Below are 17,725 nucleotides of genomic sequence, written 5' to 3'. Positions count from 1 at the left end.
GCAATTTTCCTTATGTGAATGCGAGGTTTCGGCGGCGGCCCGATCCAGAATACGTTGCGGCGGATCGAGGCTCCACGTCAGTGGCTACATACCCGTCGGCGAATTGAAGCGAGCGCCGTGCAGCCATTGTAAAAAGGTTGTTCGTGTCAGCGCACGCGAGATAGGAAAGATAATACCTGGCGCATGACAGACAGCTTGTTGAAAGCCGTAGGGAGTCGATTCGTTCGACTATTGCACTGCAATTCGATCGTACCGGCGCCAAAAATGGCCCACTATATCGTCAGCGTGAGGTTGGGTATCGCAGTGGCACGAGTTGTCAGCATTATTTTGACCGTCGAAGGTTACGCCTGTGCGCCGCAGCAAACGTGAGTGAAGCGCGGCGCACCCCGAAGACGGCGGAAATACGCTGGGTAACCGGGCCAACGGCGTTCGACGGGACGCGGCGGCACGGTTGGCGTGCCGCCCCATCGCGTTCGAACGGCTTTGCACGGAAGCAATAAAGCGGAGAAACGAATGACGATGGAGCAGGCGGCTAGCAAGCCGAAGAAAACGATGCTGGTCAAGCACGCGGACGTGCTGGTCACGATGGACGGCGCCCGGCGCGAACTGCGCGACGGCGGCATGTATATCGAGGACAACCGCATCGTCGCGGTGGGACCGACGGCGGAGTTGCCGCAAACGGCCGACGAAGTGCTGGATATGCGCGGCCACCTGGTGATTCCAGGGCTGGTGAACACGCACCACCATATGTATCAGAGCCTGACGCGCGCGATTCCGGCGGCGCAGAACGCCGAGTTGTTCGGCTGGCTGACCAACCTCTACAAGGTGTGGGCGAACCTCACGCCGGAGATGATCGAAGTCTCGACCTTGACGGCGATGGCCGAGCTGTTGCTGTCCGGTTGCACGACCTCGAGCGACCATTTGTATATCTACCCGAACGGCAGCCGCCTCGACGACAGCATCGTCGCGGCGCAGCGGATCGGCATGCGTTTTCACGCAGCGCGCGGCAGCATGAGCGTGGGGCAGAAGGACGGCGGTTTGCCGCCGGATTCGGTGGTCGAGCGTGAAGCGGACATCCTGAAGGACACGCAGCGTCTGATCGAGACGTACAACGACGAAGGGCGTTACGCGATGTTGCGCGTGGTGGTGGCGCCGTGCTCGCCGTTTTCGGTGAGCCGCGATCTGATGCGCGAATCGGCGGTGATGGCGCGGCATTACGGGGTGTCGCTGCACACGCACCTGGCGGAGAACGTCAACGACATCGCGTACAGCCGCGAGAAGTTCGGCATGACGCCGGCCGAGTACGCGGAAGACCTCGGCTGGGTCGGTCACGATGTATGGCATGCGCACTGTGTGCAACTCGACGACGCGGGCATCGAACTGTTCGCCCGCACGGGTACAGGCGTCGCACATTGCCCGTGTTCGAACATGCGACTGGCGTCGGGCATTGCGCCGGTCAAGCGGATGCGCCTGGCAGGGGTGCCGGTGGGCTTGGGCGTCGACGGTTCGGCGTCGAATGACGGTGCGCAAATGGTTGCCGAAGTGCGCCAGGCGCTGCTGCTGCAGCGGGTCGGTTTCGGGCCGGACGCAATGACCGCGCGCGAAGCCTTGGAGATTGCGACGCTAGGCGGCGCGAAGGTGCTGAATCGTGACGACATCGGCGCGCTGGCGCCCGGCATGGCAGCGGATTTCGTGTCCTTCGATCTGCGTCAGCCGCTGTTTGCGGGCGCGTTGCACGATCCGGTGGCGGCACTGGTGTTCTGCGCGCCGTCGCAGGTGAGCCATAGCGTGATCGGCGGCAAGGTGGTGGTGAAGAATGGTCAGTTGACGACGCTGGAACTCGGACCGGTCATCGAGCAGCATAACCGGTTGGCTAAAACGCTTTACGAAGCGGCAGCCTGACGAAGAACTGAGGGCGGAGTAGAAGAAGCAGGTCTATCGGCAGCCACGATGAACGTGTACGGTTGCCGATAGACCGTAAAGCAAGGCTTAAGGCTTGTCGATCAACGTCTTGGTCGCTTCGGCGACCAGACTGCGCAGCCAGCGCACTTCGTCGGAGTAATGCACGCGCTCGTGCCACAGCTGGTAGTACTGCATCGGCGGGAAGTCGAGCGGTGCGGGCACCACAGTCAGCGGCAGGAATTTGGCGTAGTAATCGGCAAACAGGCGCGTCGTCGTGAAGATCAGATCGGACTTGATCAGCACGTAAGGCGCCAGATTGAAGTACGGCAACGTGACGACCACGTGACGCTTTAGCCGTTCGCGCGCGAGATGCACGTCGATCGCGCCGCGTTGGCCCACCGAGTAAGGAGTAGGCGCAAGATGCGGCGCATTCAGGTACTGGTCGAGCGTCAACCCGCCGCGTTTGGCGAACGGATGCGCGTTGCTCATCAGGCAGACGATCTGATCGACGAACAGATTCGACAGGTGCAATTGCTCCGGCGGCTCCGGCCAGTTGCCGACCACGATGTCGAGCTTGCCGTCCTCGAGCGCGAGTTCGTAGTCGAACGCCGGCCCGAGCGAGTGAAACTCGAGCGTCGCGTTCGGCGCGGCCTGACGAAAGCGTTCGACCACCGTCGGCACGAACAGCACGTTCAGGTAGTCCGGGCAGCCGATCCGGTAGCAACGAATCGACGTGGCGGGGTCGAAGTTGTGCTGCTGGAACTTGATGCGTTCGATCTCGCGCAGCGCGTTCTGCACCGGTTCAAGCAGGCGCAGGCCATATTCGGTCGGCACCATGCCGGATTTGCCACGCACCAGCAGCGGGTCGCCGGTGATGTCGCGCAAGCGGCGCAGCGCCGCGCTGATGGCGGGTTGCGATTGATTCAGTTTGACGGCCGCGCGCGTAACGCTGCGCTCCATCAACAGGGTGTGCAAGACGCGTAACAGGTACGTATCGATCGCCTCGCGTTGCTGACTCATGACTTCTCCGAAATATATGTTCTGGCTGATCGAACGGGCGTGGGTATATATGCGTTTTAATATGAACACAAAGCCACGTCAAGAGTGGGATACCCGCAGAGCACGCTGCGGCGCGGGTTTGCGGGGAATTTTGACGGCTCGACTGACTGGGTCGATTTAGGTATTGTCATCCGGTTGTGGTGACGGATCGCCTGCTGACAGGGCGGGCGGACGCGCTCTAACCGGCAGTCTCTGACGTACTACGGAATCACATGAGCGACTCTTCTTATAGCGACGGCGCCGCCGCGCAGCCGGCAAGCAGGCCGGAACAGGCGGCGCCCCGGTTGATGCTTCAGGGCATCACCAAACAGTATCCGGCCGTACGCGCCAACGACGACGTCACGTTGATCGTCGCGCCGGGTGAAATCCATGCCGTGCTCGGCGAAAACGGCGCCGGCAAAAGCACGCTGATGAAAATCATCTACGGCGCGGTGCGGCCCGACGCCGGCGAGATTCGCTGGGAAGGCCAGCCGGTCGAGATCGCCAGCCCGGCGGCGGCGCGCAAGCTTGGCATCGGCATGGTGTTCCAGCATTTTTCGTTGTTCGAGACGCTCACGGTCGGCGAAAACATCGCGCTCGCGCTCGACGAACCATTCGATCTGAAGACGCTTGCGCGGCGTATCCGCGAAGTTTCCGCCGACTACGGCCTCGACATCGACCCGCAACGTCATGTGCACAGCTTGACGGTGGGCGAGCGGCAACGCGTTGAAATCGTGCGTTGCCTGCTGCAGAACCCGCGTCTCCTGATCATGGACGAACCGACTTCGGTGCTCACGCCGCAAGCGGTCCGCAAGCTCTTCGAGACGCTGCGGCGCCTCGCGGCAGAAGGTTGCAGCATCCTCTACATCAGCCACAAGCTCGACGAAATCCAGGAATTGTGCGACACCGCCACGGTGATGCGCGGCGGCCGCGTGACCGGTCACGTGACGCCGAAGGAAGAAACGCATGCGTCGCTCGCGCAGTTGATGGTCGGCCATTCGCTGCCCGACTACACGCGCCGTGAACACAAGCCGGCCGAGGTGCTGCTCGATGTGAAGCAGTTGTCGGTAGAGAGCGACGATCCGTTCGGCACCTCGCTCAATAATGTGTCGTTCGGCGTGCATGCCGGCGAGATCTTTGGCATCGCGGGCGTGTCGGGCAACGGGCAGGCCGAATTGCTGTCGGCACTTTCAGGTGAAAAGCGCGGCACGCGCGCCGACGCGGTCACGATCTGCGGCAAGGCGGCAGGGCGCCTCGGCGCAGGCGGCCGGCGTTCGCTCGGTTTCGGTTTCGTGCCGGAAGAGCGGCTCGGCCGCGGCGCAGTGCCGGCGATGACGCTGTCGGAAAACGCGCTGCTCACGGCGCATCGTCAGCAGATGGTGAACTCCGGCTGGATCAAGGCGGGCGCGATGCGTGCCTTCGCGAGGCGTTGCATCGAAGCCTTCGACGTCCGTTGCGGCGGCTCGGAAGCGTTGGCGCAAAGTCTCTCCGGCGGCAATCTGCAGAAATACATCATGGGCCGCGAGATTCTGCAGGCGCCCAAGGTGCTGGTGGTCGCGCAGCCGACCTGGGGCGTTGACGTCGGCGCGGCAGCGTTTATTCGTCAGCAGTTGCTCGACCTGTCTGCCCGAGGCGTGGCGATTCTGGTGATCTCCGAAGAGCTGGAAGAGTTGTTCGACATCTGCGATCGCATCGCGGTGCTGGCGGGCGGCAGACTGTCGCCGGTACGCGCCACAGGCGCGACCAACGCCGAGGAAATCGGCCGCTGGATGGCGGGCCTGTTCGGCGACCGCGAGGGCACGGCGCCGTCGGCGGAACAGCCGGCGCATGCCTGATCAGATCGAGGCGCGATCGGATAGCTGATCGACGTTAGGCACAAGAACCAGACATAAGCACACACATAAGCACACGCTCCCATGATTCTTCCGTATCGACTCGAAGCACGCACGACGCCCTCACGCACGATGCAGCTTGCCGTGCCGCTGATCGCCGCGTTGCTCACGCTCGCGATCGGCTTCCTGATCTTCAGCCTGGTCGGCCGGGATCCACTCGAAGCTATGCACGCCTTTTTTATCGAACCGCTCTCCAGCGTGAACGGCTGGTCCGAACTGTTGCTGAAGGCTTCACCCTTGTGCCTGATCGGCCTTGGCCTCGCGATCGGTTATCGCGCCAACGTCTGGAACATCGGCGCTGAAGGGCAGATGCTGCTCGGCGGCATCGCCGCCAGCGGCGTCGCGATCTATTTCGATCAGGCCACCGGCTGGTGGATTCTGCCGACCATGATGGTCGCCGGCGTGCTCGGCGGCATGGCGTGGGCCGCGATCCCGGCACTGCTGAAGAGCCGCTTCAACACCAACGAGATTCTCGTCAGCCTGATGCTCACGTATGTGGCCACGCAGTTGCTGATCTATCTGGTGAGCGGCCCGTGGCGCGATCCGCAGGGCATGAACTTCCCGCTCTCGGAGATGTTCAGCGGCGATGCACTGTACCCGACGTTCTCCGGCGACTGGCACTGGAAATGGCTGCGCGGCACGCGGCTGAACGCGTCCGTGTTCATCACGCTGATCGCGATTCCGTGCGTGTGGCTCTTCATGCGCAAAAGCTTCGCGGGCTACCGGATGAACGTCGGCGGTCTCGCGCCGCTCGCCGCGCGCTACGCCGGTTTCTCCGACAAGAAAACCATCTGGACGTCGCTCCTGATCAGCGGCGGTCTGGCGGGCCTCGCCGGTATGGGCGAGATCGCCGGTCCGATCGGCCAGTTGCAGGCGACGTGGTCGCCGGGTTACGGCTTCACCGCGATCATCGTCGTGTTCGTCGGACGGCTGCATCCGGTCGGCATCGTGCTCGCGAGCCTCCTGATGGCGCTGCTGTACCTCGGCGGCGAAGCGGTGCAGACCTCGATGCAATTGCCGCAAGCGCTCTCCGGCGTGTTCCAGGGGCTGCTGCTGTTCTGCCTGCTGGGTGCTGACCTGTTCGTGAACTATCGCGTGCGCCGGCGCTCCGCCGCCGCGCAAGCCCACTGATTTTCCCGGCGGATCCCCATGGATATTCAACAAGCCAGCGCGCTCACCTCGAGCGCCGTCACCGCCGCGATCCCGCTGATGTTCGCGGGCGCGGGCGAACTCGTCGCCGAGAAGTCGGGCGTTCTCAACCTCGGCGTCGAAGGCATGATGCTGATGGGCGCCGTGACCGGCTACGCGGTCACCGCCATTACCGGCAACCCGTGGCTCGGCGTGGTCGCAGCGATCGGCGCGGGTCTCGCGATGTCGATGCTGTTCGCTTTTCTCACGCTGACCATGCTTGCCAACCAGGTCGCCACCGGCCTGTCGCTGACGATCTTCGGCATTGGCCTCTCTGCGTATGTCGGCAAGCCGTATACGTCGGCGGCCGTGCGCGCCACGATCGACACGTGGACCATTCCCGGTCTCTCGAAGATTCCGGTGCTCGGCCCCGCACTTTTCAGTCTTACGCCGCTCGACTACCTCGCGTTCCTGATGTTCGCGGTGATCTGGTGGTTCCTGTACCGCACGCGAGCGGGTCTCGTGCTGCGCTCGGTCGGCGAATCGCCGCAAGTGGCGCACTCAGTCGGCTTTCCGGTGGTCGGCGTGCGTTACGGCGCGGTGGCCTTCGGCGGCGGCATGGCGGGGCTCGCCGGCGGTTATTACTCGATCGTCAACCTGCACTTGTGGCAGGAGCAACTCACGTCGGGCCGCGGCTGGATCGCGCTCGCGCTGGTCGTGTTCGCGACATGGCGTCCGGGGCGTCTGTTGATCGGCGCGCTGCTGTTCGGCGCCGTGACCGGCCTGCAGTTCTACGCGCAGGCCATCGGCGTGCCGGTGCCGACGCAGTTTCTCGCGATGCTGCCGTACGTCGCGACTGTCGTCGTGCTCGTGCTGATTTCGCGCAACCCGAACACGATTCGTCTGAATGCACCGGCGTCTCTTGGCAAGCCGTTTTTCTCGGCGGGCTGACACGGTTGTATTCACCTGAGTATTCGCACGTGACCGACCACACGTTTCAAATCTATCGATAAACACGACAGGAGAAAACATGAAGAGAAGAAATCTGCTGACCGCATTCGCTTGGGGCGCGGCCTCGCTGGCGCTCGCCGCGCCGCTCGCGCAAACCGCGCAAGCGGCCGACGCACCGGGCGTTGCGTTCGTCTACCTCGGCAATCCTGGCGATGCCGGCTGGACCTTCGCGCACGATCAGGGCTCGAAGGAAGCCGAAGCGAAGTTCGGCAACAAGATCAAGATCACCCGCATCGAGAACGTGCCGGAATCGGCCGACTCGGAACGTGTGTTCCGCGATCTGGCGAACAAGGGCAACAAGATCATCATCGGTTCGAGCTTCGGCTATCAGGATTTCGAACTGAAGGTCGCGAAGGACTTCCCTGATACGGTGTTCCTGCACGCGACCGGCTACAAGAAGGCGCCGAACTTCGGCACCTATGACGTGCGCATGTACCAGGGCGCCTACCTGGCCGGCGTCGCCGCGGGTTACGTGACGAAGACCAACACGCTCGGCTTCGTCGCATCGGTGCCGATTCCTGAAGTGATCCGCAACATCAACGCCTACACGCTCGGCGCGCGTTCGGTGAATCCGAAGATTCACACCAAGGTCATCTGGATCAACAGCTGGTTCGATCCGGGCAAGGAAAAGCAGGCCGCTGAAACGCTGATCGGCCAGGGCGCCGACGTGCTGTTGCAAAACACCGATTCGAGCGCGACGCTCGCGACTGCATCGGAAAAGCACGTGCATGCGTTCGGCTGGGATTCGGACATGAAGAAGTTCGGTCCTGACGCGCATCTCGGTTCGGTGGTTGCGCACTGGGGCGTGTATTACAACGCGGCGATTCAGCAGGTGCTGGACGGCAAGTGGAAGAACGATCCGGTGTGGTGGGGCATCCCGCAGAAGGCCGTCAATCTTGAAGACCTGAATACGTCGGCGATTTCGGCTGATGCGCAGAAGCAGGTCGCGGCCAAGCGCGATGAACTGGCAGGCGGCAAATGGGACGTATTCACGGGCCCGATCAAGGATCAGTCCGGCGCGGTGAAGGTGCCGGCAGGCAAGACGCTGACCGATCCGGAGTTGCAACGCCTGAACTGGTACGTGGAAGGCGTGGACGGCTCGCTGCCGAAGTAATTCGGCTTTAGCGGTCATCGCGAGCGAATCGCGTAACTGTCGACGGGGTTGCGATCAACCGCATTGCGACCGAGCCAGTAACGATCGACGGGGTCGCCATCGACGGGGTCGCGATCGACCGGGCGCGAATGACCGATTAACCATCGACCAGGCGGCGGTTTCAGCAACCGCTGCTTTAAGGCGCTGCGTCCAGTACGGACGCAGCTTTTTTTTGCTTCAATTTATGTGCCGAAGATGCTTCAGGCGAAGCGTTAGTCGATGCGCAGACCGACCTTGATGGTCACCTGCCAGTAGGCGACTTTGTCGTTTTCGATCTGGCCCCGCGTTTCCGTCACTTCGAACCAGTGCAAATTGCGCAACGTCTTGGACGCTTTTGTAATCGCTGTGCTGATTGCGTCGTCGATCGATTTGGTCGATGAGCCGGTCAGTTCGATTTGTTTGTAGACGTGTTCTGACATGAACTTCCTCCTTTGATCTTCGTTGGTGTGCAAAAAGTATAGGCAATGAATCGCCGCAGACGTCCCTCGTATGAGTGAGTCATCCCGCACATCGTGTGCCCGATATGCCGCGGCGAGGCGAGGCCGTTATGATGTCCGCGCAACTCAATCTGAAACCTGACGAGGCTTGAAAGTGGAAATTGGTTTTTGCGGTCCCGGTCTGATGGGCGCGCCGATGATCCGGCATCTGCTGCGCGTGGGGCATACGGTGCATGTCTGGAATCGCACGCGGACCAAGGCGGAAGCGTTGCTGGCGGACGGGGCCAAGGTGGTCGATACGCCACGCGAACTGGCTTCGCGATGCGAGGCGGTGCTGCTGTGCGTCGCGGATGCGGCGGCGGTTGAGGAAACGGTGTTCGGCGCAGAGGGGCTGCTGAGCGTGGATGCCGTTGGGCCGAGACGCGTGCGCTGGATCGTCGATCACTCGAGCATTCCGCCGGCCGCGACTAGGGCGTTCGCGCGACGTGCGGCGACGTTTGCCGGCGTAACGGCGCCAGGCGCGGCCGCGGCCAGGGACTACGCTGGACAGGAGCGCGAGGGTAAGGGCGAGCGCGCCACAAGCGTCGGCTGGATCGACGCGCCCGTATCCGGCGGCGTGGCCGGCGCGATGGCGGGCACGCTGGCGATCATGGCAGGCGGCGCCGTAGCGGACGTCGAGGCCGTCACGCCGCTCCTCGGTGCGTATTCAGCCCGCGTCACGCACATGGGCGATGTCGGTGCGGGGCAGACCACCAAGCTCTGCAACCAGACCATCGTCACCGCGACCGTGGCGGCGATCGCCGAGGCGGTGAGCCTTGCGCAACGCAGCGGCATCGACGCCGTCAGGCTCACTCAGGGCCTCGCCGGCGGCTGGGCCGATTCGGTGCTGCTGCAGATTTTCGTGCCGCGCATGACGCAAAGCGGCCTCGCGCCGATCGGCGCATTGCGCACGTTCCAGAAGGACATCGACACGGTCGCCGCGACGGCGTACGAGACCGGCACGCCGATGCCGGTTTCGTCGACGGTCCAGCAACTGCTGCGACTCGGCGCGGCGATGGGGCTTGCTGAGGCCGATCTGTCGGCTTTCATCGACGTTTTGCAGACGCCGCGCGGCGGCTAGAAGGCAGGTGGGAGGCGTGAGCCGTGCATGAGCCGTGCGTGAGCCGACCATGAGCGCAGCGTGAAAGCGGCGCCAAAACGCGGGAGCACGGCGCCCGCGTGGGTCGAATTCGCGATAACCTGCTAAAATATTGGGTTGTTCGCCGATATCACATTTAAGGACGCGCCGTGCTGTCTACCGCCAATATCACCATGCAATTCGGGCCAAAGCCCCTCTTCGAGAACATCTCGGTCAAATTCGGGGGAGGGAACCGCTATGGCCTGATTGGTGCGAACGGCTGCGGCAAGTCCACTTTCATGAAGATCCTGGGTAGCGATCTGGAACCGAGCTCCGGCAACGTGATGCTCGAACCGAATGTGCGCCTCGGCAAGCTGCGCCAGGATCAGTTCGCGTACGAAGACGTGCGCGTGCTCGACGTCGTGATGATGGGGCACGCCGAAATGTGGGCCGCGATGACCGAGCGTGACGCGATCTACGCGAACCCGGACGCCACCGACGACGACTACATGCACGCCGCCGAACTCGAAGCGAAGTTCGCCGAGTACGACGGTTACACCGCCGAAGCGCGCGCGGGCGAGCTGCTGCTTGGCATCGGCATCGCGATCGAAGACCACAACGGCCCGATGAGCAACGTCGCACCGGGCTGGAAACTGCGCGTGCTGCTCGCGCAGGCGCTGTTCTCGAAGCCGGACGTGCTGCTGCTGGACGAGCCGACCAACAACCTGGACATCAACTCGATCCGTTGGCTGGAAGACGTGCTCAACCAGTACAACTCGACGATGATCATCATCTCGCACGATCGTCACTTTCTGAACCAGGTCTGCACGCACATGGCCGACATGGACTTCGGTACGCTGAAGGTCTATCCGGGCAACTACGACGACTACATGCTGGCCAGCACGCAGGCGCGCGAGCGTCAGCAGAACGCCAACGCCAAGGCGAAGGAACGTGTTGCCGACCTGCAGGACTTCGTGCGCCGCTTCTCGGCGAACAAGTCGAAGGCGCGTCAGGCTACCAGCCGTCTGAAGATGATCGACAAGATCAAGATCGAGGAATTCAAGCCGTCGTCGCGGCAGAACCCGTTCATCCGCTTCGAGTACGAGAAGAAGCTGCATAACATCGCCGTGGTGGCGGAGAAGATCTCGAAGAAGTACGAGCGCCAGATCTTCAACGATTTCAGCATTAGCGTGCAGCCGGGCGAGCGCATCGCGATCATCGGCGAGAACGGCGCGGGTAAGACCACGCTGCTGCGTTCGCTGCTCGGCAAGCTTGCGCTCGATCACGGCACGGTGAAGTGGGCTGAAAACGCGAACATCGGTTACATGCCGCAGGACACGTATGAAGAGTTTCCGGACGACATCACGCTGATGGACTGGATCGACGGCTACCGCCAGGAAGGCGACGACGAGCAGATGGTGCGCGGCACGCTTGGCCGCCTGCTGTTCAATGCTGACGACATCCGCAAGTCGGTCAAGGTGCTCTCGGGTGGCGAGAAGGGTCGCATGATCTGGGGCAAGCTGATGCTGGGCCGCCACAACGTGATGCTGATGGACGAGCCGACCAACCACATGGACATGGAGTCGATCGAGTCGCTGCAGATCGCGCTCGACAAGTTCGAAGGCACGCTGATTTTCGTTTCCCACGACCGTGAGTTCGTGAGCGGCCTCGCGAACCGGATCATCGAAGTGAAGACCGATGGCACGCTGAACGACTTCGGCGGCAACTATGAAGAGTTCCTGACGAGCCAGGGCGTGCAGTAAGCGCTCCCTGCTTCACGGTATAGCGTAGAGCAAAGCCCGCTTCTTCGAAGCGGGCTTTTTTCATGGTGCGCGACTTGTGCATGGGTTCCAGTGTGTCTACGCGCGGCAGGCCCACTGATCCGCAGCCCCGCGAGCGTCACGACGGAAGAGCCATAAATCTCACCGCTCGTTATCCGCGGCCGCTCACTCCTTCCGATCGTGCAAGGTGGTAGGGGCGTCGGCGTCTCAGCCCACCGGCTGGCAGGCAGCGTTGCCCGCGAGGGGGTGCTCGGCACCATCGCCAGCATTGACCTGCGCCATCATCATCGCGATTTGATCGAACTGCTGCTGACCGGCGCGGCGCGACCCGCTGTCGCAGGGCGATGGACGTTCTCGCTGGGTTGACGCGGGTCAACGCGAAGCCTGACGAGACCTTCGACAATCCCCGCACGCAAACAAACACTCGGGGAAGCACATGAAGCACTCGCTCAGGAACAGAATCAAGGCCGCCGCCGTCGCGTCGTGTCTGCTAGGCGCGGGCGCGCTGGCCCCGCATTGCAGGCCGGCGTGGACGTGCAGGTGACCAAGTCGCTGTTCGTCAACGCGGACATCAAAAAGATCTGGATGCACACCGACGCAACGCTCGGCGGTCAGTCGCTCGGCCGGCTGAATATCGATCCCGTGGTGGTCGGTTTGGGTGTCGGTATGCGGTTCTGATTGCCGCGCTTGAGAAGCTGCGCTCGTTATGCAAAAACGCCGGAATTTCCGGCGTTTTTTATTGCAATCTCAATCCCAATCGCGGGACGAATTCGCCGACAGGCGGGCCGATATGGACGGCTGCCGCGCGAGGAGGTTACAGCTTGTCGTTCTTGAAACGCATGGCAGTGCCGTCCTGCTCGATGCGTACCCATACGGCGCGCTTTTCCTCGTCGCTCAGGAACACCCAGTTGGATACTTCGGTGGCGGTGCGGCCGCAGCCTTTGCAGATTTCGTCGAAAAGCGTGGAACAGACACCGATGCACGGGCTGTCGGGAAGATCGTGGAGATTCGAAGCCATCGGAAACCTTGGGGCGGAGAAGCGGAGTGCCGCTATGTTAACCGATACGGCGATTGCGCCTCGGCGCCGCGCTCGCCGTGGCACAGATGCATGCACGGCTGGCAGTATCCACTGCCGCGTTCGCCCCGATTCGAATCCCGCCCCTCAGCGCGCAATGACCTGCGTGATGCCACTGCGGGCAGCGTCGCAGGTCATGGCGCAATGCCTGGGAGAAAGATTACAAAATCACTTCGCAGTGAGGCCACGGCACGTCTGCGTGAGTTGCGCGACGCCGTCTTCAAGTCTCCCTGAGCCATTGTGCACCGTGGCGCGACGGGTGGCTTACGCTTGCATCAAGGTTAGCCGTAAGGCATAAAATTCGCGGAAAGCGGCCTCTGACTACCACCCCGATGCGAACCGGGCGCGGCGAGGCCGCCGCAACTTGACAACGAGATAACACGGAGGCCGCCACTGGTGTTTTTTTCGGGTAGACACGCGCCGATAACCCGCTAAAATTGCGGCCATTTTGTGGCGGCGCGGCTTACGCTGTACCGTTTGCGCGACAGCTCCGTATTTTTTTTGGTGCGCGCAATAATTAATGGTAGTTTTCGAGTTTTTCAGGGGAGCCGCGTGCGGTGTGCTGCGGCGTGGGCGAAGACGGCCGGCTCGGGCCGGTCAGGATCGGAGAACGGAATGAAACGACGGGTAGTGGGGCAGGTGGCGGCGCTGGTCTTGTGCGCGACGCCGTGGTTGACGGCCGCTGCGAAAGATACGCAGCTGAACGTGTATAACTGGTCCGATTACATCGCCAAGGACACCATTCCGAACTTCACCAAGCAGACTGGCGTCCAGGTCAAATACGACAACTACGACAGCGACGACACGCTGCAAGCCAAGCTTCTCACCGGCAATTCGGGCTATGACATCGTCGTGCCGACCAGCAATTACGCCGGTAAGCAGATTGCCGCGGGCATCTTCGCGCCGCTCGACAAATCGAAGCTGCCGAACCTCAAATACCTCGACCCGTCGCTGATGGCCCTCGTGGCCGGCGCCGATCCGGGCAACAAGTTCACGGTACCCTGGGCATACGGCACGACCGGCCTCGGTTATAACGTCACCAAGGCGCAGCAGATCCTCGGCAAGAATGTGCCGCTCGACAACTGGGACATCCTTTTCAAGCCGGAAAATATTTCGAAGCTGAAAGCCTGCGGCGTGTCCGTGCTCGACGCGCCGGACCAGGTGTTCGCCGCCGCGCTTCACTACATCGGTAAGGATCCGATGAGCACGAACCCGGCCGACTATCGCGCCGCGCTCGAGATGATGAAGAAGATCCGCCCGTACATCACGCAGTTCAACTCGTCGGGCTACATCAACGATCTGGTCGGCGGCGACGTGTGCTTCGCGTACGGCTGGTCGGGCGACGTCGTGATCGCCAAGCATCGCGCGGTTGAGGCGAAGAAGGCCTACAAGATCGAGTATTACATTCCGAAGGGCGGTGCCCCGGTGTGGTTCGACGTGATGGCGATTCCGAAGGACGCGAAGAACAAGGAAGCCGCGCTCGAGTGGATCAACTACATCGAAACGCCGCAGGTCCACGCCGCGATCACCAACGCCGTCTACTATCCGAGCGCCAACCTCGAAGCGCGCAAGTACGTGGACAAGGACGTGGCGAATGACCCGGCGGTGTACCCGTCGCCTGAAGTCATCAAGACGCTATTCCTGTTGAAGCCGCTGCCGCCGGAAATCCAGCGGCTGCAAACGCGGCTGTGGACTGAATTCAAGTCCGGCCGCTGATCCGCGGTCAGAGTGAACGGGTAAGTATCATCATGAAGCCCTCGGTGTCCACCGGGGGCTTTGTTCGTCAAACGCCGGAGTAAAGCATTGTGATGAGTAGTGACCAGTCGGGCGCGCTGGCAGCGGCCGCCGCGCCGTCCCCGGGCCTGAACGCCGAAGCGGGCGACGCAGCAGAGAATTTCGTCCAGATCGTCGACATCGTGAAGAAGTTCGGCGAGACCGCGGCGGTCAAGGGGGTCAACCTGTCGGTGAAAAAGGGCGAACTGTTCGCGCTGCTCGGCAGTTCCGGCTGCGGCAAGTCGACCTTGTTGCGCATGCTGGCCGGCCTGGAATCGATCACGTCGGGCAAGATCCTGATCGACGGCGAGGACCTCGCGCAATTGCCGCCTTATCGCCGGCCGGTCAACATGATGTTCCAGTCGTACGCACTGTTCCCGCACATGACGGTCGAGGCCAACGTCGCCTTCGGGCTGAAGCAGGAAGGCGTGCCGAAGTCTGAACTGAAAGACCGCGTGCAGACCGCGCTCGATCTCGTGCAGATGGGCCGCTTTGCGAAGCGCAAGCCGCATCAGCTATCCGGCGGTCAGCAGCAGCGTGTGGCGCTCGCGCGCTCGCTCGTCAAGCGGCCAAAGCTGTTGCTGCTCGATGAACCGATGTCCGCGCTCGATAAACAGATCCGTCAGCGTACGCAGATCGAACTGGTCAACATTCTCGACAAGGTCGGCGTGACCTGCATGATGGTGACGCACGACCAGGAAGAGGCGATGACGATGGCGGACCGTCTTGCCGTGATGAGTGAAGGCGAGATCATCCAGCTCGGCACACCGCACGAAGTGTACGAATATCCGAATTGTCGTTTTTCGGCCGAGTTCATTGGCTCGACCAATCTGTTCGACGGCAACGTCGTCGAAGACGAACCCGATCACGTGTTCATCGAAACCGCCGATCTGCCGGTCCGACTCTACGTGAGCCATGGCATCACCGGGCCGCTCGGCATGCCGGTGACGATCTCGGTGCGGCCCGAGCGCATCGCGCTCACGCGCAAGCCGCCTGAAGGCGCGTACAACTGGGGCAAGGGCGTCGTCACGAATGTCGCTTACATGGGCGGCTATTCGCTGTATCACGTGAAGCTCGATGCCGGCAAAACGGTGATCGCCAACGTGACGAGCCTTGCATTGACGGAGATCGATCCGCCCACGTGGGGCGACGAAGTGTATGTGCGCTGGAGCGCATCGGCCGGCGTGGTGCTGACGTCATGAAGCGCTCGATCAGTTCTTTCGCGTCGTGGCCGGTGCGCCGTTTCAACCTGACCGGCCGCACCGCGGTGGTGGCGGGGCCGTTCATCTGGCTGCTGCTGTTCTTCCTCGTGCCGTTCCTGCTGGTCGTGAAGATCAGCTTCGCCGATTTGCAGCTTGGCATTCCGCCCTATACGGAACTCACCACGTACACGGATGGTGTGATTCACGTCGCGCTGGATCTGTCGCACTATGCGTTTCTGCTGACCGACAGCCTGTATTTCGCGACTTATGTGAATTCGGTGGTGGTCGCGGCGATATCCACGTTGCTGTGTTTGCTGATCGGTTATCCGATGGCGTACTACATTGCGCGATCGAGTCCGGCGAGCCGCAATCTGCTGATGATGGCGGTGATGCTGCCATTCTGGACGTCGTTTCTGATTCGCGTGTATGCATGGATCGGCATCCTGAAGAACAATGGCTTGCTGAACAACTTTTTGATGTCGGTCGGGCTTATCCATACGCCGATCGAGCTGTACCACACCAACACCGCGGTTTATATCGGCATGGTGTATTCGTACCTGCCGTTCCTCGTCATGCCGCTGTATGCACATCTGGTGAAGATGGACATGACGTTGCTGGAAGCCGCCTACGATCTCGGTGCGAAGCCGTGGCGGGCGTTCTGGCAGATCACCTTGCCGCTGTCGAAGAACGGCATCATTGCCGGTTGTTTGCTGGTGTTCATTCCGGCGGTAGGCGAGTACGTGATTCCGGAATTGCTGGGCGGCGCGAACACGCTGATGATTGGCCGCGTGATGTGGAATGAGTTTTTCGACAATGCCGATTGGCCGATGGCGTCTGCCGTGACGTGCGCGATGGTGTTGTTGTTATTGGTGCCGATGGCGTTTTTCCAGTACGCGCAGGCGAAGGCGATGGAGGAAAGGCGCTGATGAAGCCGAACCGGATTTTGCAGTTCATTGCCTTGGGGATTGGGTTTCTGTTTCTCTACATTCCGATCGTGAGTCTGATTGTGTATTCGTTCAACGAATCGCAACTGGTCACGGTGTGGACGCGGTTTTCTACGCGCTGGTATGCGGCGTTGTTGCAGGATGACGAGTTGATCGCGGCTGCGTGGTTGTCGTTGCGCGTGGCGTTGCTGACGGCGTTTGCTTCGGTGATTATCGGCACGTGGGCCGGGTTTGTTCTGGCCCGGATGGGGCGGTTTCGTGGTTTTACGCTCTATACCGGGATGATCAATGCGCCGCTGGTGATTCCCGAGGTGATTCAGGGGATCTCGCTGCTGCTGTTGTTCATCGAAATGGCGAAGTGGCTGGGGTGGCCCGCCGGGCGTGGCATTTTCACGATCTGGATCGGGCACGTGATGTTGTGTATTTCTTATGTGGCCATCATCGTGCAGTCGCGTGTGAAGGAGTTGAATCCTTCTCTTGAGGAAGCTGCGCTTGATCTTGGGGCGACGCCGCTTAAGGTGTTTTTCTTCATTACGTTGCCGTTGATTTCGCAGGCTCTGGTTTCTGGGTGGTTGTTGTCGTTTACTTTGTCTATCGATGATCTGGTTTTGTCGGCGTTTTTGTCGGGGCCTGGGTCGACTACGTTGCCGCTGGTTGTCTTCTCCCGTGTTCGGCTTGGGTTGAATCCGGAGATGAATGCGCTGGCTACGTTGTTTATTGCTGTTGTGACGGTTGGTGTTGTTGCTGCTAATTATTTTATGCAGCGGGCTGAGAGGAAGAGGGCTGTTATGGCGGTGTAGGGGTTTTTTGCCTGCTTGCGCTTGTTTGTCTGTTTGCCTGGGGCGTTGGGCTTGCCTTGATTCGTTTGCCTGCTTGCGCTTGTCTGCCTGCCTGGGGCGTTGGCCTTTCCTTGAATTGTTATTGGTCTATTAGTGTCGCCCCTGTGCGGGGCAGGCACTTACTTCTCTTTGCCGCCGTGTATAGACCGGAGACATAGCTGACAGGTGTGCGGGGACATGGTTGACACTTCCGGGTATTAAAACGCCCGGTCCCGACCATGCCCTGGAACGCAAGAGACACCATGAGCCTCAGACAGGAATTTGTTCATCTGGCCAGTCAGGACACGCTGACGATGACCGAGTTGTGCCAGCGCTTTAACATCAGCCGGCAGACCGGCTACAAATGGCTCAGGCGCGGCGAGAACGCGCTGTCAGATCAATCCCGGCGCCCTGCCAGCAGTCCTTCGAAGACCCCCGCTGCCATGGAGCAGGA

At 61.5% G+C, this 17,725-nt stretch carries 15 protein-coding genes and 2 pseudogenes; 14 read left to right on the top strand and 3 right to left on the bottom strand.

Features of this window, described 5'->3' with window-relative positions; all coding sequences use genetic code 11:
* The first annotated feature begins 513 nt into the window (after positions 1–513).
* Entirely contained in the window at positions 514–1,902 is a 1,389-nt protein-coding gene (locus tag HHL24_RS32850) for an 8-oxoguanine deaminase (protein WP_169489468.1), read from the top strand.
* Positions 1,903–1,989: 87 nt separating this feature from the next.
* Here the strand turns inward: HHL24_RS32850 and HHL24_RS32845 are convergent, their stop codons facing one another.
* Complete coding sequence (locus HHL24_RS32845) at positions 1,990–2,922, bottom strand: LysR substrate-binding domain-containing protein (RefSeq protein ID WP_012433318.1); 933 nt, start codon at positions 2,920–2,922, stop codon at positions 1,990–1,992.
* A 251-nt stretch (positions 2,923–3,173) separates the two neighbouring features.
* Between HHL24_RS32845 and HHL24_RS32840 the strand changes: the two genes are divergently transcribed.
* The 4 genes from HHL24_RS32840 to HHL24_RS32825 all read left to right on the top strand — a co-directional run bounded on the left by HHL24_RS32840 (position 3,174) and on the right by HHL24_RS32825 (position 8,085).
* The gene (locus tag HHL24_RS32840) at positions 3,174–4,775 is read left to right on the top strand and encodes an ABC transporter ATP-binding protein (RefSeq protein ID WP_169489467.1); all 1,602 of its coding nucleotides are present in this window, start codon (positions 3,174–3,176) and stop codon (positions 4,773–4,775) included.
* Between the two features lie 81 nt (positions 4,776–4,856).
* The gene (locus HHL24_RS32835; protein ID WP_169489466.1) at positions 4,857–5,963 is read left to right on the top strand and encodes an ABC transporter permease; all 1,107 of its coding nucleotides are present in this window, start codon (positions 4,857–4,859) and stop codon (positions 5,961–5,963) included.
* A gap of 18 nt (positions 5,964–5,981) precedes the next feature.
* Complete coding sequence (locus HHL24_RS32830; protein WP_169489465.1) at positions 5,982–6,911, top strand: ABC transporter permease; 930 nt, start codon at positions 5,982–5,984, stop codon at positions 6,909–6,911.
* A gap of 79 nt (positions 6,912–6,990) precedes the next feature.
* A complete protein-coding gene (locus HHL24_RS32825) occupies positions 6,991–8,085 on the top strand; it encodes a BMP family ABC transporter substrate-binding protein (RefSeq protein ID WP_169489464.1) in 1,095 nt (364 codons plus the stop codon).
* 251 nt (positions 8,086–8,336) lie between these two features.
* Here the strand turns inward: HHL24_RS32825 and HHL24_RS32820 are convergent, their stop codons facing one another.
* Positions 8,337–8,543, bottom strand: a complete 207-nt coding sequence (locus HHL24_RS32820) for a dodecin (RefSeq protein ID WP_074283352.1) — start codon at positions 8,541–8,543, stop codon at positions 8,337–8,339.
* A gap of 172 nt (positions 8,544–8,715) precedes the next feature.
* Between HHL24_RS32820 and HHL24_RS32815 the strand changes: the two genes are divergently transcribed.
* From HHL24_RS32815 to HHL24_RS32800, 4 genes and pseudogenes are all read left to right on the top strand, one after another.
* Complete coding sequence (locus tag HHL24_RS32815; protein WP_169489463.1) at positions 8,716–9,681, top strand: NAD(P)-dependent oxidoreductase; 966 nt, start codon at positions 8,716–8,718, stop codon at positions 9,679–9,681.
* A 167-nt stretch (positions 9,682–9,848) separates the two neighbouring features.
* Positions 9,849–11,441 carry an ABC-F family ATPase gene (locus HHL24_RS32810; RefSeq protein WP_169489462.1) on the top strand — a complete coding sequence of 531 codons (1,593 nt, stop codon included), beginning with the start codon at positions 9,849–9,851 and terminating at the stop codon, positions 11,439–11,441.
* A gap of 156 nt (positions 11,442–11,597) precedes the next feature.
* Positions 11,598–11,762 (top strand): annotated as a pseudogene (locus HHL24_RS32805) (nitronate monooxygenase); the annotation flags it as partial.
* Positions 11,763–11,966: 204 nt separating this feature from the next.
* Positions 11,967–12,137 (top strand): annotated as a pseudogene (locus tag HHL24_RS32800) (OmpW family outer membrane protein); the annotation flags it as partial.
* Between the two features lie 136 nt (positions 12,138–12,273).
* Here the strand turns inward: HHL24_RS32800 and HHL24_RS32795 are convergent.
* Entirely contained in the window at positions 12,274–12,477 is a 204-nt protein-coding gene (locus HHL24_RS32795; RefSeq protein ID WP_169489461.1) for a DUF1289 domain-containing protein, read from the bottom strand.
* Between the two features lie 672 nt (positions 12,478–13,149).
* On the opposite strand from HHL24_RS32795, the gene HHL24_RS32790 reads away from it, so the two are divergent.
* The 5 genes from HHL24_RS32790 to HHL24_RS32770 all read left to right on the top strand — a co-directional run.
* The gene (locus HHL24_RS32790; protein WP_169489460.1) at positions 13,150–14,250 is read left to right on the top strand and encodes a polyamine ABC transporter substrate-binding protein; all 1,101 of its coding nucleotides are present in this window, start codon (positions 13,150–13,152) and stop codon (positions 14,248–14,250) included.
* A 92-nt stretch (positions 14,251–14,342) separates the two neighbouring features.
* Complete coding sequence (locus tag HHL24_RS32785; RefSeq protein ID WP_169489459.1) at positions 14,343–15,509, top strand: ABC transporter ATP-binding protein; 1,167 nt, start codon at positions 14,343–14,345, stop codon at positions 15,507–15,509.
* Complete coding sequence (locus HHL24_RS32780; RefSeq protein WP_169489458.1) at positions 15,506–16,435, top strand: ABC transporter permease subunit; 930 nt, start codon at positions 15,506–15,508, stop codon at positions 16,433–16,435. The genes HHL24_RS32785 and HHL24_RS32780 overlap by 4 nt, the downstream gene beginning before the upstream one ends.
* Entirely contained in the window at positions 16,435–17,253 is an 819-nt protein-coding gene (locus HHL24_RS32775) for an ABC transporter permease subunit (RefSeq protein WP_169489457.1), read from the top strand. The genes HHL24_RS32780 and HHL24_RS32775 overlap by 1 nt, the downstream gene beginning before the upstream one ends.
* A 281-nt stretch (positions 17,254–17,534) precedes the next feature.
* A partial coding sequence (locus HHL24_RS32770) for a helix-turn-helix domain-containing protein (RefSeq protein WP_169489456.1) occupies positions 17,535–17,725 on the top strand: 191 nt, incomplete at its 3' end.

This window comes from Paraburkholderia polaris (assembly GCF_012927345.1).
In the GTDB taxonomy this organism is placed as follows: Bacteria; Pseudomonadota; Gammaproteobacteria; order Burkholderiales; family Burkholderiaceae; genus Paraburkholderia; species Paraburkholderia polaris.
This window is presented reverse-complemented; position numbering and strand designations above follow the sequence as displayed.

Excerpts from the sequence above, each read along its gene's own strand:
- HHL24_RS32850 (WP_169489468.1), top strand. The coding sequence starts at position 514 with ATGACGATGGAGCAGGCGGCTAGCAAGCCGAAGAAAACGATGCTGGTC.
- HHL24_RS32845 (WP_012433318.1), bottom strand. The coding sequence starts at position 2,922 with ATGAGTCAGCAACGCGAGGCGATCGATACGTACCTGTTACGCGTCTTG.
- HHL24_RS32840 (WP_169489467.1), top strand. The coding sequence starts at position 3,174 with ATGAGCGACTCTTCTTATAGCGACGGCGCCGCCGCGCAGCCGGCAAGC.
- HHL24_RS32835 (WP_169489466.1), top strand. The coding sequence starts at position 4,857 with ATGATTCTTCCGTATCGACTCGAAGCACGCACGACGCCCTCACGCACG.
- HHL24_RS32830 (WP_169489465.1), top strand. The coding sequence starts at position 5,982 with ATGGATATTCAACAAGCCAGCGCGCTCACCTCGAGCGCCGTCACCGCC.
- HHL24_RS32825 (WP_169489464.1), top strand. The coding sequence starts at position 6,991 with ATGAAGAGAAGAAATCTGCTGACCGCATTCGCTTGGGGCGCGGCCTCG.
- HHL24_RS32820 (WP_074283352.1), bottom strand. The coding sequence starts at position 8,543 with ATGTCAGAACACGTCTACAAACAAATCGAACTGACCGGCTCATCGACC.
- HHL24_RS32795 (WP_169489461.1), bottom strand. The coding sequence starts at position 12,477 with ATGGCTTCGAATCTCCACGATCTTCCCGACAGCCCGTGCATCGGTGTC.
- HHL24_RS32790 (WP_169489460.1), top strand. The coding sequence starts at position 13,150 with ATGAAACGACGGGTAGTGGGGCAGGTGGCGGCGCTGGTCTTGTGCGCG.
- HHL24_RS32785 (WP_169489459.1), top strand. The coding sequence starts at position 14,343 with ATGAGTAGTGACCAGTCGGGCGCGCTGGCAGCGGCCGCCGCGCCGTCC.
- HHL24_RS32780 (WP_169489458.1), top strand. The coding sequence starts at position 15,506 with ATGAAGCGCTCGATCAGTTCTTTCGCGTCGTGGCCGGTGCGCCGTTTC.
- HHL24_RS32775 (WP_169489457.1), top strand. The coding sequence starts at position 16,435 with ATGAAGCCGAACCGGATTTTGCAGTTCATTGCCTTGGGGATTGGGTTT.